The 14,223-nt window shown below is 69.2% G+C and carries 12 protein-coding genes; 2 read left to right on the top strand and 10 right to left on the bottom strand.

Annotation, left to right across the window (positions count from 1 at the left end):
* Nucleotides 1-374 precede the first annotated feature (374 nt).
* The 7 genes from CCZ27_RS20665 to CCZ27_RS20635 form a co-directional block, all read right to left on the bottom strand.
* Nucleotides 375-662 (bottom strand): DUF1330 domain-containing protein, encoded by a 288-nt coding sequence (locus CCZ27_RS20665; RefSeq protein ID WP_096451355.1) that lies wholly within the window; start codon nt 660-662, stop codon nt 375-377.
* Nucleotides 663-785: 123 nt separating this feature from the next.
* Nucleotides 786-1,781, bottom strand: a complete 996-nt coding sequence (locus CCZ27_RS20660) for a quinone oxidoreductase family protein (protein ID WP_096451353.1) — start codon at nt 1,779-1,781, stop codon at nt 786-788.
* On the bottom strand, nt 1,778-2,293 hold the full coding sequence (locus CCZ27_RS20655; RefSeq protein WP_096451351.1) for a GlcG/HbpS family heme-binding protein: 516 nt from the start codon (nt 2,291-2,293) through the stop codon (nt 1,778-1,780). The genes CCZ27_RS20660 and CCZ27_RS20655 overlap by 4 nt, the downstream gene beginning before the upstream one ends.
* A 99-nt stretch (nt 2,294-2,392) precedes the next feature.
* Entirely contained in the window at nt 2,393-3,655 is a 1,263-nt protein-coding gene (locus CCZ27_RS20650) for a DUF1329 domain-containing protein (protein ID WP_198363212.1), read from the bottom strand.
* Between the two features lie 19 nt (nt 3,656-3,674).
* Complete coding sequence (locus CCZ27_RS20645; protein ID WP_096451347.1) at nt 3,675-5,303, bottom strand: DUF1302 family protein; 1,629 nt, start codon at nt 5,301-5,303, stop codon at nt 3,675-3,677.
* A gap of 89 nt (nt 5,304-5,392) precedes the next feature.
* The gene (locus tag CCZ27_RS20640) at nt 5,393-7,765 is read right to left on the bottom strand and encodes an efflux RND transporter permease subunit (protein ID WP_096451345.1); all 2,373 of its coding nucleotides are present in this window, start codon (nt 7,763-7,765) and stop codon (nt 5,393-5,395) included.
* A gap of 59 nt (nt 7,766-7,824) precedes the next feature.
* Nucleotides 7,825-8,889: a YCF48-related protein gene (locus CCZ27_RS20635; protein WP_096451343.1), complete on the bottom strand. Its 1,065-nt coding sequence runs from the start codon at nt 8,887-8,889 to the stop codon at nt 7,825-7,827.
* Nucleotides 8,890-9,201: 312 nt separating this feature from the next.
* Here CCZ27_RS20635 and CCZ27_RS20630 point away from each other — a divergent pair, with 312 nt between their 5' ends.
* Nucleotides 9,202-10,431, top strand: coding sequence for a styrene monooxygenase/indole monooxygenase family protein (locus CCZ27_RS20630; RefSeq protein ID WP_096451341.1), 1,230 nt, complete (start codon nt 9,202-9,204; stop codon nt 10,429-10,431).
* Nucleotides 10,432-10,618: 187 nt separating this feature from the next.
* The gene (locus tag CCZ27_RS20625) at nt 10,619-11,620 is read left to right on the top strand and encodes an AraC family transcriptional regulator (protein WP_096451339.1); all 1,002 of its coding nucleotides are present in this window, start codon (nt 10,619-10,621) and stop codon (nt 11,618-11,620) included.
* A gap of 21 nt (nt 11,621-11,641) precedes the next feature.
* On the opposite strand, the gene CCZ27_RS20620 is transcribed toward CCZ27_RS20625, so the two are convergent.
* The 3 genes from CCZ27_RS20620 to CCZ27_RS20610 form a co-directional block, all read right to left on the bottom strand.
* Entirely contained in the window at nt 11,642-12,112 is a 471-nt protein-coding gene (locus CCZ27_RS20620) for a MarR family winged helix-turn-helix transcriptional regulator (protein ID WP_096451337.1), read from the bottom strand.
* 487 nt (nt 12,113-12,599) lie between these two features.
* The gene (locus CCZ27_RS20615; protein WP_096451335.1) at nt 12,600-13,196 is read right to left on the bottom strand and encodes a hemerythrin domain-containing protein; all 597 of its coding nucleotides are present in this window, start codon (nt 13,194-13,196) and stop codon (nt 12,600-12,602) included.
* A gap of 203 nt (nt 13,197-13,399) precedes the next feature.
* A complete protein-coding gene (locus CCZ27_RS20610) occupies nt 13,400-14,212 on the bottom strand; it encodes an ABC transporter ATP-binding protein (protein WP_096451333.1) in 813 nt (270 codons plus the stop codon).
* Between the last annotated feature and the right edge of the window lie 11 nt (nt 14,213-14,223).

Here is a 14,223-nt window from a genome sequence, read left to right as displayed (position 1 = left end):
TGATTGCGGGCTCCGAGTGCCAAAAAAATGCCCGGAATCGGCAGCCGCGGCGCAGGGCGCTCGTGATCGGCCTGGATTCGGCGTGATCGCCGGGCCGATATCCATCGGGCGGCCTATCCGGAATCGATCCGGCTTGCATGGCCTCTACAGGCCCGCCGGGCTGCCGGCCAGGCGCCGGCGCGGGGAGGCCGGGGCGAAGGGCGGTGTCGAATTGCCGCAATGCCCGCGGGCCCGGTCCGTGCGCCGGGCTCCTGCCGATCCGCTGCGGTTCGCGATGCCGGCCCACAAAGAAAACGCCCGGCGATCTGCCGGGCGTTCCAGGGTCCGTTGCCGGGCGGTGCCGGCTTCGGGTTACGCGGCCGGGGCGGTCCCGGTCACGCTTCGTAGGCCGTCAGCACGACATCCGCGGCGGCGTCGCGCAGGGGAACGAGTGCCTGGTAGGCGGGGGAGTCGAACCAGCCCTTGAGGGCGTCGACGCTCGGAAAGCGCAGGACGACCACGCCGGCGTGCGGGCACTGTCCGGCGAGCGCGGCGAACTGCCTTCCCCGCAGCACGGGTTCGCAGTTCCACTGGACGAAGGTTTCGGGGACCTTCTTCTGGTATTCGGCCCATTTGCCCTCGTCCTTGACCGTCACCTGCCCCACTACGTATGCAAAGCCCATGTTGCTCCTCCTGATCCGGTATGGGGCGTCAAGTCTAGCGGAACGGGCCATGGGGGACATGGCCCGCGGCGGGCCGGGCGGGAAGGCGCCCTTGCGCACGTCGCCGGGCGCCGGTGGAATGCGTCACGGCAGCAGGATCGAGCAGCCCGTCGTCCTGCGTTCGGCAAGGTCGCGGTGCGCCTGCTGCACGTCGGCCAGGGCGTAGCGCTGGCCGATGGGGATCTTGACCACGCCGCGGCGGACGACGTCGAACAGGGCGTCGGCCATCTGCTGCGTGCTGTCGCGGGTGGCGATGTGGTGGAACAGGCCCTGGTAGGTGATGTAGATGGAGCCTTTCTCGACCAGCCGGATCGGCACGATGGGCGGGGCGAGGCCGGACGCGTCGCCGAACGCGACCAGCAGGCCGAAGGGGGCGAGGCAGTCGAGCGAGGGTTCGAAGGTGTCCTTGCCCACGCCGTCATACACGACCTTGACCCCCTTGCCGCCGGTGATCTCGCGCACGCGGGCGACGAAGTCCTCGCGCCGGTAGTTGATGGCGTGGCTGGCGCCGTGTTCGAGCGCGAGCGCGCATTTTTCGTCCGTGCCGGCGGTGCCGATCAGGCGCAGGCCGCGGGCCTTCGCCCATTGGGTGGTGATCAGCCCGACGCCGCCCGCGGCGGCGTGGAACAGCACGTAGTCCCCGGCGGAGAGGCCCTCCACCGGCTTGCAGCGGTGCAGCAGGTAGTACGCCGTCCAGCCTTTGAGCATCATCGCCGCGGCGGTGTCGAAGCCGATTTCGTCGGGCAGCCGGCAGACGTTCATGGCGGGCATCACGCGCACGTCGCTGTAGCTGCCCGCCGGGTAGCCGGCGTAGGCGGCGCGGTCGCCGGCCTGCAGGTGGGTGACGCCGGGGCCGGCCGCCTCGATGACGCCGGCGCCTTCCATGCCGAGATGCGCCGGCAGCGGCAGGCCGATGAGGCCGGTGCGGTGGTAGAGGTCGAGGAAGTTGAGGCCGATGGCGTGGTGCCGGATGCGCACTTCGCCCGGGCCGGGGTCGCCGACCCGCACGTCCGCGAGCTGCATCACTTCGGGGCCGCCCGTGCGGTCGATGCGGACTGCCCGCTGCTTTTCGCCGTTCATGCCGTGTCTCCGGAATTCCCGATGTCCGCGCGCTGCGCCGGGCGCCTTCCTTCAGGCGGGGGCCTGAGCGCCGCCATGCCCGCCTCGGCGCAGCGTTCGTCCTGCTCCACGCTGCCGCCCGATACGCCGATCGCGCCGATCACCTGCCCGTCCACCTCGATCGGGATGCCGCCGCCGAAGACCACGAGGCGCGGACGCTGCAGGATGTTCTGCTGCACCACCGGCGGAAAGCCGGCGAGGGCGTCGGCCCATCGAGCGGTGGGAAAGCGGAAGCTGGCGGCGGTGTAGGCTTTGTCCATGGCGGTTTCCATGGCGTGCAGCGATGCGTCGGGCATGCGCAGGAAGGCCATCAGGGTGCCGGCGCGGTCGACGACGGCGGCATTGACGCTGATGCCCAGGCGCTCGGCCTCGTCGAGCGCAGCGCCGGCGATGCGCTGCGCGGCGTGCCGGCCGATGCTGCGCTGCAGGTGGTCGACCGCGCCGGCTGTGCGTGCGGATTCGTGCGGTTCCATTGCGTTCTCCCGTGACGGTGCGCGGCAATGCGGAAAAAAGGGGGCGCGCCCACCAGCGACGCCCCCAAACCCCATAGGGGAGGAGTCAGGAAAGGGACATCAGCGGCCCGCGGCCTGCAGGGTCTGCAGCGACACGTCGGATTCCTTCACGCCGGCCGGGTTGGTCTTCCACGTGGTGGTGTCGATGAGCGACACGGTGGCGTGGTTGCGCTGGAAGTCGATGACCGCGCCGCCCGCGGTGCGGATGTCGATGAATCCGTCCTCGCCCTTGCCGGGGTAGGAGTGCCATTCCATGAACTTCCAGAATTCGCCCTTGCGGTTGTAGGCTTCGCCGTAGTGGATGCGCGGGAACTTGGTGTCCACGTAGATGACCTTCTTGCTGTACGGGTGCTCGGGCGGCGTGGTGGCTTCGATCACATAGACCTCGCGCGGCTCGAAGCTGTTGTTGTTCATGTTCCAGTACGGCGGCTTGTTCTCCAGCACCGGGAATTTCTCTTCGAAGCTCTTGCCCTTGGTGTTCCACAGCGGGTACTTGCTGTGCATGACGGCGAGGACGTGGCGCTTGCCGAGCAGCTTGTAGCCGGGGTACCAGCACGGGCGGGCGTTGAAGATGTCGAGGTCGTCCTGCAACTGGTCGGACGAGCCCACCGGGTCCATCCACGCGCCGCCGGAGAGGCGGCGCACGCGGCGCACCGCCGGCACGTAGGCCCACACGTCGTTCACCTTGGCCGAGTCGTACTGGATGGTGAAGGTGCCCAGGCCCTTCATGTCGGAGGGCGACTTGAAGTACAGCAACTGGCGGCCGCGCTCGCTGCCGTCGCCCTGGGTGGATTCGCCGTTCAGCCTGCCTTTCATCGAGTAGCGGGTGAATTCGGCGACGGGGTCGGCATGCACGCCCTTTTCGCCGTCGATCAGCACCTGGGTGTAGTAGGGGACGATGGCGACGTCGCCGAGCAACTGGCCGAGGTGCCAGTTCCAGACGATCTTCTCGGCGGCCTGCGGGTCCTTCATGTCGATGTCGGGGAAGGGCTGGCCGGCCACCCAGCCATCGATCTGGCAGGTCTGGGCGTTGATCTTGGTCTTGCCGGCATTGGCCTGCGAGGCTTTGACCCAGCTCGGGTCGAGCGGGACTTCCTTCGACTTGGCGAGCGGCAGCTTCCAGCCGTTGTTGCGGATGCGCCATTCCATCTTTTCGGTCAGCAGGCTGCCGATCTTGTGGCCTTCGAAGGTGTCGTCCTTGATCTTGTCGATGTTCTCGGCCGAGATCACGGTGCCCGGCGGCAGTTCGGCGGCCTGGGCGGCGAAGGCGGACAGCGTCAGCGCGGCGGCGGCGCCGAGCACGGGTTTGCGGATTCTTTCCATGGTCATGGGCTCCGGAGGGTCAGAAGAGGTAGGTCAGGCTGGTGTAGAGCTGGTCGCGCTTGTGGAAGTAGCCGAACAGGCTGGCGCTGTCGCAGCTTGCGGCGTCGGGGTAGCCGCACTTGCGGGCGTCGCGGATGTCGTCGTTCCAGAACTTGTCGTACTCGACCTTCCAGCGCCAGTTCCGGGCCAGTTCGAAGGTCACCGACGGGACGATGAAGCCGCCGCCGTAGCTGAGATCGGCGCCGACGACGAGGTTGGGCTTGATGCGGCCGCTGTCGTAGCTCAGGTCGAAGATGCCGGTGAGCAGGAAGGAGTGCTCGTTGGTGCGCTGGCCGGCGCCGACGGCATTGAGCAGGCGCTCGTCCTTGTCGTAGTCCTGCACCCATTTGTCGAACAGTTGCACCGAGAAGAACATCGGTTTTTCGGTGCCCAGCCATTGCTGGGTGGCGGCGATGTTCTTGTCCATGCGCAGCATCCACGCCAGCAGGTTCTTGCGCTTGATGCCGTCGAAGCCGGGCGCCACCGCCTGGCTCAGCGGGCCGCCCTGGCCCCCTCTCAGGAACTGGTAGGGGGCGTCCTTGATGTAGGCCACTTCGGCGCTGAACACCGCATCGGCCCATTCGGAATAGCCGCTGGCGGTGGCGCCGAAGACGTCGACGGTCGGGTAGATGAGTTCGCCGGCGGCGCCGATGGTGTCCCGGTGGCCCAGCGTCTTCACGCCGGAGGGCGCGCCGGGCGCGCCGAACAGCTTCAGCGTGCTCGATGCGTTGAGCATCGGGCTGGTCCAGAAGGTCTTCAGGTAGGACAGCGAGTAGTTGATCTCCCTGGCCAGGCCGGTCCAGCGGACGCCGCCGGTGACCTCGCGCGCGTCGCCTTCGCTGTTGCGGAAGTTGTAGGGGTCGATGTTGCGGAAATCGACGCCGGCGGTGGATTGCGTGGACCAGCGGCTGCCGTAGACGTCGAGTTCGGTGCCGATGTCCGACTTGCGGTCCCAGCCCGGGCGCACGAACATCTCGAGCCCGCCGCCGAGTTCGGGCACGTCGATGTTGAGCTTGGCGATGATGTTGGCCTTGCGCAGTTCCTCGTTGGCCGGCTCGAGGAAGGAGCGCCAGGTGTAGTCGAAGCCGTGCACGAGGTCGTTGGCGGTGAAGAAGTCGGTCTCGCCCCACACCACCTGCTGCTTGCCCAGGCGCACGCGGGCGCGCTCGCCGAGCGGGAAGTCCACGTACAGCTCGCGGATGACGTCGCTGGCCTCGTTCTTGTTGTAGAGGTCCATCAGGTCGCCGCGGCCGTCGGTCTCGCCGTAGTTGTAGGCGCCCATCTTCTCGAGGTGCTTCAGGAAGGCCGTGCGCGGTTCGCCGACCAGGCGCAGCTTGGCCACCACCGTGACGTCGCTGGCCGGCTTCCAGTCGACGTTCACGCGCGCGGTGGTGCGCGCCATCGACAGCTTGCCGCGGTCGTTGTAGCCGGGTGTGTCGGCCCAGTCGAGGGTGTTCCAGGACAGCTCCTGCCTGAGAAAGCCGTCGACCTTGATCTCGCCGGCCTCGTCCGCCCGCGCCGCATGGCCGGCGGCGGCCAGCATTGCCGCGACGGCGATGCCGGTGAGCCGGGAAGGTAGGTGCAGACCGCTCGATTTTCCGCTTGTCATTGTGTGCTCCTGGGTTGCTGGGGATGGGCGCCGGGCAGCCGGCAGACAGGTGAATCGGGAAGGACGGGCGGCCCGCGCCCGCCCGCGGATCAGGCTTGCTGCAGCCGGGCCTGCCCGCCGCCGGGCACGGCGGATTCCTTGCCGCCGAAGATGAAGTCGGGGCGGAAGACGTAGATCACCGCGGGCATCACGAACAGCGCGGACATCGCCGAGATGCCGAGCCAGATCGCCATCAGCAGGCCCATCTCGGCCTGGAAGCGCAGCGACGAGGCCCACCACAGGAGGGTGCTCAGGATCAGCACGCTGGCGGTGACGAGCACCCCCATGCCGGCCGAGTGCAGCGAGGTGCGGATGGCGCCTTCGGGGGTGTTGCCGATGGCGATCTCTTCCTTGATGCGGTCGGCGACGTAGAAGGCGTAGTCGACGCCCAGGCCGATGCCCAGCGCGGCCACCGGCACGGTGTTGATGCTCATGCCGATGCCCTTCCACGCCATGAAGGCGAAGGTCAGCGTGTTGGAGATGATCACCGGCACCATGAACAGCATGCCGGCGACGGTGGAGCGGTAGACCATGGTGCAGATGATCATCAGCACCAGCAGCGCCAGCGCCACGCCTTCGATCTGGCTGGCGAGGATCACCTCGTTCATCGCCGCGGTGATGCCGATCAGGCCGCCGGCGAGCTGCCAGTGGCCGCTGGCGAGCGGGTTGGCGGCGATGAATTCCTTGATGCGCGCCATCGCGGTGCGGATCGTCTCGCCCTGGCGGTCGCGGAACATCAGCGTCACCGAGCCGTTGGCGGCGTGGCCGTCGACGAAGCGGTCCATGTCGCCCGGCTCGGACACCGATTCGAGGATGGCCATCAGGCTGCCATTGACGGCGGCGGTGGCGCCCAGTTCCTCGTAGCGCGGGTTGCCCTCGCGCAGCGTGCGGTTGAGCACCGGCACGACGTCGGCGATGGAGATGGAGCCGCCGATCTCGGGCTGCACTTCCATGAAGCGCTGGAAGCGGTTCATGGCCTGCAGGGTTTCGTTGGACTTGACCAGGCCCTCCTTGCCGTCCTCGCCGACCACCACGAACAGCCGGTCGACGCCGTCGAAGCGGTCGTTGATCGCGGTGGAGTCGCGGTTGTAGGTGGCTTGCGGCCACAGGATGGGCGAGCCGGGGTTGGCATCGCCGACCTTGAGCTTGAGCGCGTACCAGCCCGAGCCGAGCAGCACGAGCACGCTGCAGACGATGACCACGTAGCGGAAGCGGCTGAGCGCCATCCACAGGCCGAAGTCGAGCACACCGCGCAGCAGCGGCGACAGGTCCACGCCATGCACGGTGCCGTGCGGGCGGCGGATCCACGACAGCAGCACCGGCGTCAGGATCACCGCGCTGATGGTGAGCGTCGATACCCACACCACGGCGAGCACGGTGAGCTTCTGCAGCATCGGGATCGGGCTGAGCGCGACCACCGCCATGCACGCCGCGTCGGCGATGACGCCCACCATGCCCGGCCGGAACAGGTCGGCGAGCGCGATGCGGGCGGCCTGGCGCGAGGTCTCGCTGCCCTCGGCGATGTGTTCCAGCTCGTCGTCGAAGCGGTTGACGATCTGCACCGAGTGCGACACGGCGCGCGAGGTGATCAGCATCGCCACGACGATGACCAGCGGTTCGAAGTGGATGCCGAGCAGATTGCAGATGCCCAGCGCCCATATCGCGCTGACGGCGCCGGCGAGCAGGGGCAGCAGCACGCCGCGCCAGGTGCGCAGCAGCAGGAACAGCATCGCCAGCGTCAGCGCCAGCGCGAACGCCACCAGCTTCAGCGTCTCGGGCAGGTAGTGCTCGACCCAGCCGTACAGGATGGGCGCGCCGACGACGCGCACGCCCACGCGGCCGTTCTCGACCTTCCGGACCAGCGCGCTGATCTCGTCGAAGACCTTGGAGTAGTCCACCTCGCGGTCGATGAAGTCGACGGTGATCAGCGTCGCCTGCAGATCCTTGGACACGTAGGGGCCATAGACCAGCGGGTTGCGCAGCACCGCCTGCCGGAGTTCGGCGATCTCGCCGGCGCCGGCGGGCAGGTCCGGCCACATCAGCGGCCGGGTCTCGATGCCGTCGGTGGAGGCGCGGACTTCCTTGAGCTTCTTGGAGGCGAGCGAGATGATCTGGAACGGATTGACCGCCGACACCTCGCGCAGGCCGAGGGTGACCGTGCGCACCTTCTCCAGCACTTCCGGATCGAAGATGTCGCCCTGCTCGACCTCGAGCATGATGGTGACCATGTTCGAGCCGCCGAAGGTGTCCTTGAACTTCTGGTGCGTCTTCACGTACTCGTGGCGCGAGGGCAGCATGTCCTCGAACACGGTGCGCACCTCGATGTGCAGCGCGAACCAGCTCAGCGCCACCGTCAGCAGGGCGATCAGGGCTGCGACGGGGCGGCGCCGGCGGATGCAGAAAGCGGCGATTGTCTCGATCATGACGTGGGTCTCTGAAGGGGAAAACGGGGCGCCGACGCTCTTGCGGCGTCCGGTGGCGGTCAGTGGCCGAGCGCGCTCCAGCGCCGGCCGTCCCAGCGGCCGACGTTGGCGCCGGCGAACCAGGCTTCCTTGCCGGCGGGCAGGACGCGGGTGTGCCAGGCCAGGTCGCGCTCGTCGAGGCGGCCGGCCTGCCAGGCGCCGCCGGCATCGGTGCCGACCCAACCGCCCAGCGCGCCCGCGCCCAGCCAGCGCTGGTTGGCTTCGTCCCAGGCGACGTCGAAGAGGTGGTCGCGGCTGTCGAGCGCGGCCCGGCTCCAGGTGGCGCCACCGTCGTGCGACACCAGCACCACGCCTTCCAGGCCGACCGCCACGCCCTCGCGCGCGTCGCGGAACGCCACCGACATCAGCGAGCTTTCGACCGGCGACGCGGGTTCGGTCCAGTCGGCGCTGCCGTCGGTGCCGAGCAGGATGCGGCCGAACTCGCCGACGACGACGATGCGCCCGTCCGGCAGCATGGCCGCGTCGTTCCAGGCGACGTCCTCTTCCTCGCGCAGCCGCGACCAGGTCGCGCCGTAATCCGCGGTGTGCAGCAGCGCGCCCATCTCGCCGGTGGCGATCGCCCGGCCGCCGCCGGCCACGCGCACCCGCGTCAGCTTGTTGGCGACGTCCGAGCGCGGCGTGCCGTCCACCTTCCGCCAGCTTGCGCCGCCGTCGGCGGTGACCAGCACCACGCCGTCGTTGCCCACCGCGACCGCGTGCTGCGCATCCCACACGGCGATGTCCTGCAGCGTCTGCGCGGTCGGCGTCGGCAGGCGCTCGGCACGCCCGGCGGCGTCGATCGCGACGATCTTGCCGCCCGAGCCGGCCACCCAGATGCCGCCCGACGGCGCCGGCGCGACGCCGAAGTAGTGGTCGCGGCGCTCGATCACCGGCGGCTGCACCGTGCCGCCCACCGGCTGCGGCTTGATGAAGAGGCCCGCCCACAGCAGGCCGCCGATGATGATCCAGGGCACGCTGGAAACCGCGATCTTGATCGCGGTGTGGCGGACGCCCTGCGGGGGCGCGTGCTCCGGTGCGGCCTGCGAGGCGAGTTCCCGTGCGGCCACGGAGGAAATCCGATCCATGTATCGACTGTCCGGTTGGAGGTGGAGGAGGCCCGCCGCGGCGCGCCGCCTTGACATGGCTCAAAACTAAGGACCGGCGGACGTACGGGCTATCCGGCCAGCGCAGCCTCTGTCCTGTGGATGCAGGGGATTGCGAAAAGCGTGCCCCGGCGCCGCGCGGGGGCGGAAAACGGCGGCCGGCGGCCGTGAAACGCGCACTGGCGGGATAGGCGGTGCAGTCCGCGCATAGTCCGCGCCGGGCCGGGTGGCAGAAATTGAATGCGCCATCGATGCCGCACCCGACCCGACCTTCAACAGAGGAGCTTCAACACCATGCGCAAGATCACCATCGTCGGCGCCGGCCAGGCCGGGCTGCAGCTCGGCATCGGCCTGCTCGGCAAGGGCCACCAGGTCACCATCGTCTCCAACCGCAGCGCGGCGGAAATCGCCGGCGGCAAGGTGCTGTCCAGCCAGTCCATGTACGACATGGCGCTGGGTTGCGAGCGGGAGCTGGGGCTGTCGTTCTGGGACGAGAGCTGTCCGCCGATCCAGGGCATCCACGTGCGCGCCGGCAACGACCAGGCCGGCATGCTGATCGACTTTCGCGCGCGCATGGCGGCCAGCGGCCAGTCGGTCGACCAGCGCATCAAGATGCCGAAGTGGATGGACGAATTCGAACGCCTGGGCGGCAGGCTGGTGATCGCCGACGCCGGCATCGCCGAGGTGGAAGGCCATGCCGCCGCCAGCGACCTGGTGATCGTGGCGACCGGCAAGGGCGAGCTGGGCAAGCTGTTCGAGCGCGACGCCGCGCGCTGCCAGTTCGACCGCCCGCAGCGCACCATCGCGCTCACCTACGTCCATGGCATGAAGCCGCGCGAGGACTTTACCGCGCTCAACATCAGCATCAATCCAGGCATCGGCGAGTTCGTCCATTTCCCCGCCCTGACCCACAGCGGCCCGTGCGACATCATCAACCTGGAAGCCGTCTGCGACGGCCCGATGGACCGCTGGGGCGAGGTCAGGACGCCCGCCGGGCACCTGGAGATGACGAAGACGCTGGTGAGGGAGTTCTTCCCCTGGGAGGCGGAACGCGTCGCCGACATCCGCCTGACCGACGACGACGGCATCCTCGTCGGCCGCGTCGCACCCACCGTGCGCAAGGCGGTGGGCACCCTGCCCTCGGGCAGGAAGGTGCTCGGCATGGGCGACGTGCTGGTCCTCAACGACCCGATGACCGGCCAGGGCTCGAACAATGCCAGCAAGGGCGCCAACCTCTACCTGGAGGCCATCGACGCGCACGGCGACGCCCCCTTCGACGCGCAGTGGATGGACGGCCTGGCCGAGCGCTACTGGGACTACGCGCAATGGTCGGCGCGCTTCACCAACAGCATGCTGGTGCCCCCGCCGCCGCACGTGCTGAAGCTGCTCGACGCCTGCGGCCGCAGCGAGGGGCTGGCGCGCCGGTTCGCCGACGCCTTCAACGACCCGAAGAGCCTGGCCGGCTGGTACTACGACCCGGCCGATGCCGAACGCGCGATCGGGGCGTGCCTCGCGCCGGCCTGACGGCGCCCGCCGCCCCCTCGCGGACGCAGCGCGCGGTGGGCGGCAAGCGGTCCGGCCCGGCGGCAATGTTCTTGGCATTCAATGCGTTGGGCCGGTTTGCGCGAACCTCTGGACAGCCCGCGCCCGGCGGGTCGATGATCCTGCGGGTAGGTACCCCGCAGGGTGCGGCGTTGCCGGAGGATGCGTGATGGCGGAGGCTCGCCCCGAGAGCTTCGAACTGCTCAGATCCACCGATCTCGACGAGACCCGCCAGCTCGTCGCGGGCAAGTTCTGCGAACATCGCCTCGCCCTGGCACGTGCCGACAGTGTGCTCGACTACGCGCACCGGCACACGAGGGTCGGCCAGCTCAGCTTCGGCCTGATGCGCTACGGCGCGGAAGTCCGCATCGAGCCGCGCGAACCGGAATCCTTCTACCTGGTGCAGTTGACGCTGGCGGGCGCCGACCGCATGGAGGTCGACGCGCGCGCCCTGGACTGCACGGCCGCGCTTGCATCGGTCGTCGGCCCCGACCAGTCCTTCCGCATGAACTGGAGCGCCGATTGCTCCAAGCTGGCGGTGCGCATCGAGCGCGAAGCGCTGGAACGGCACGCCCGCAGCCTGCTCGGCGACATGCGCTGTCCGCCCCTGCGCTTTCGGCCCGACATGGACGTGCGGCGGGGCGGCGCCTCGGTCTGGATGCGGACGGTGCAGCAGTTGCTGGCCGAGCTGGGCGGTGCAGCCGGGCTGCTCGATTCGCCGCTGCTGCAGGTCCAGTTCGAGCAACTGGTCATGTCCGGCCTGCTCGTGTGGCAGCCCAACTCGCTGAGCGATCTGCTCGGCCGCCCCGCGCCGGAGCCGCTGCCGCGCCACGTGCGGCTCGCCGAGGAATACATGCACGCCAATCCGGGCGCGCCGATCACGGTGGAAGAACTGGCCGGGCTCACCGGCGTCAGCGTGCGCACGCTGTACAACGGCTTTCGCAGGCACCGCGGCATGACGCCGATGCGCTACCTGAAGGACTTGCGCATGGAGCGCGTGCGGCAGGACCTGCTGGATCCCGGACAGCCCCGCAGCGTCACCGCGCTCGCCATCCGCTGGGGCTTCCTGGAACTGGGCCGCTTCTCCGCCGACTATCGGGAAAGGTACGGCGAGTTGCCGAGCGCCACGCTGCAGCGGGCCTCCCCGGCCCGGCTCCGGCCCGGCGCGTGACCGGCCGCGCGCAGCCGGCCGTCAGTGGTCGGCGAAGTTGCGGAAGATCTTCTGCAGCGACTGCATCAGGAACTTCATCTCGGCGGCCGACATGCCCTCGTAGCCCCGCGCCAGGACCTTCCGCGTGGCCTGCTCGATACGGGCGGCCAGTTCCTCGCCCCCGGGCGTGATCAGCACGTCGGTGACGCGCGCGTCGCTGGGGTTGGTGCGGGTCTCGACCAGGCCGTCGTCGCGCATGCGCTGGACGATGCGCGTCAGCGTCGACATCTTGATGATGGTGTGCCGGGACAGGTCCGAAATGCTCGCCGTGCCGCGCAGCCGCAGCATCAGCAGCACGCGGCGCACCGGCATGTCGGTGCCGAGTTTCTTGAGCACCTTCTCCATCTCGACGACGTAGATCGCGTGCGCATGCGCGAGCCAGTAGAAGGGAAACTCCTCGAAGCGGAAATCTTCGGCCTCCTCCACGGACTGCAGACTCTTTCTTGCGGGCATGACGGACTGGCTCGGAATGACGGATGGGCGGGCAGGGCGACAGGCGTGAATACTAGAACAGAACAGGCGCCGGAATTTGGGCTGGTGGCGCGGAGGAGGCGTTCCGTCGGGCTGCGGAACCCGGCCTCGCTTTGTCCGGTGCCCGGACAGTCTCCATTTGCGCCGTCCGTCTCCCGGATCCTGGCTGATCAGTCTCTCGAATCCGGGCTGGTCGGTCTCCGCCTGCGCGGTCCGTCTCTCGAATCCGGTCTGGTGGCGGGGGAGGCGTTCCGCGGGCTGCGGAACTCGCCCTCGCTGCGCTCGGGGCTCGGACAGTCCTCGCCCGCTCCACGCCTCCCCCGCCACCAGACCTGCCGCGTTGCGTGATCCAGGCGCCTGAAAGACCCTCGTGCGATTGATGTGGTCACATCGTACGAAGGCGTCCCGTACCGGTGCCCGGGCCGCCGGCCGCATCTGTTCCGTTGTCGTCCTGGCGCCGATCCTCCCCTCATTGCTCCTTGTACGGCCCGGCCCCCAGCCCGATGGGCGCCGGCGCCGCGGCCACCAGCTTCGAGAAGATCCGCCCGAAGTCCTCCTCCCCCTCGCCCGTGCGCGTGCCCCGCAGCGGATCGTCCGCCAGGAACCCCGCCTCCGCCGCCGCCCAGTCCGCTTCCGTGAAGTGCGCGATCACCAGCGGCAGCACCTCGCGCTCCTCCAGCAGCATGTGCTCCCGGTAGAACGCCGCATACCCCTCGAACGCCTGCGCGAAGCCCTCGAAGCCCCCGGGCTCGCCCGCCCGGTAGCGCCCCAGCGCCGCCTCCAGCACCTTGATCCGCGCCTCCGCCTCGCCGTGCTCGCGCGCGAGCCGCTCCAGTGCCGCCGCCCCCTCTCCCGTCTTCGCCTTCAGCGGACCGAACAGGTACCGGTCCTCCTTCGGGTGGTGGCGCTTCTCCGGGTAGGCGTCCAGGTAATGCACCATCGCCGCCAGCAGGCCCTGGTCCGCTTCCAGCCGCCCGGCCCTGATCTCGCCGATCAGGTGCCGGATCGCGTGGATGATCGCCGCCAGCGACTGGTGTTCGTCCATCAGGATGCGCATCGCTTCCATGGCTCTCGTCCTCCTTCTGTCCTTCTCGGTTCCGTTTCTCAGGCCCGCCGGATCACGCGACGCGGCAGGGCGGGGGGTGGGGGCGGCGTGGAGTGGGCGAGCACGGTCCGAGTCCCGAGCGTGAGCGAGGTCGCGTTGCGCAGCCCGACGCAACGCCGCCCCCGCCCGCCGACCGGATTCCCCGCACCCGCCGTTCCCGCTCCTCAGGTACTGAGCATCGCCTGGTGCTTGCCCCCCAGCCCCAGGTACGCCTCGATCACCCGCGGGTCGTCCGCCAGCTGGTGCGCCGGGCCCTGCATCGCCACCTGACCCGTCTCCAGCACGTACGCGTAGTCGGCCACCTGCAGCGCCGCCCGCGCGTTCTGCTCCACCAGCAGGATCGACACCCCACGGCGCCTCAGCTCCGCGATGATGCGGAAGATCTCCCGCACGATCAGCGGCGCCAGCCCCAGGCTCGGTTCGTCCAGCATCAGCAGCTTCGGCCGGGCCATCAGCGCACGGCCCACCGCCAGCATCTGCCGCTCCCCGCCCGACAGCGTGCCCGCCAGTTGCGTGCGCCGCTCCTTCAGCCGCGGGAACAGCCCATACACTTCTTCCATCGTCTGCCCGTGGTCGCGGTGCCCGCTGCGGTAGCGCTGGAAGGCGCCCAGCACCAGGTTGTCCTCGACGCTCATCTCGCCGAACAGTTCGCGCTTCTCCGGCACCAGGTTCATGCCGCGCGCCACCCGGCGCTCCACCTCGGGCACCGCTTCGACCGTGCCGTCGAAGCGCACCTCGCCCTTCGCCTCGAGCACCCCCATGATCGCCGACAGCATCGTCGTCTTGCCCGCCCCGTTGGGGCCGATCACCGTCACGATCTGACCTTCGCCCACCGTCAGCGTCGCGTTCGTGAGCGCTTCCACCTTGCCGTACGACACGCACAGCCCTTTCACTTCGAGCACCGGGGACGTCGCGCCGGCGTTCGACGGGGTGGGCTGAGGGTGGGCCTGGGCCTGCGCTTGCGTCTGCATCGTCATCTCCTGTCCCC

The sequence above is a fragment of the Thauera sp. K11 genome (genome assembly GCF_002354895.1).
In the GTDB taxonomy this organism is placed as follows: domain Bacteria; phylum Pseudomonadota; class Gammaproteobacteria; order Burkholderiales; family Rhodocyclaceae; genus Thauera; species Thauera sinica.
This window is presented reverse-complemented; position numbering and strand designations above follow the sequence as displayed.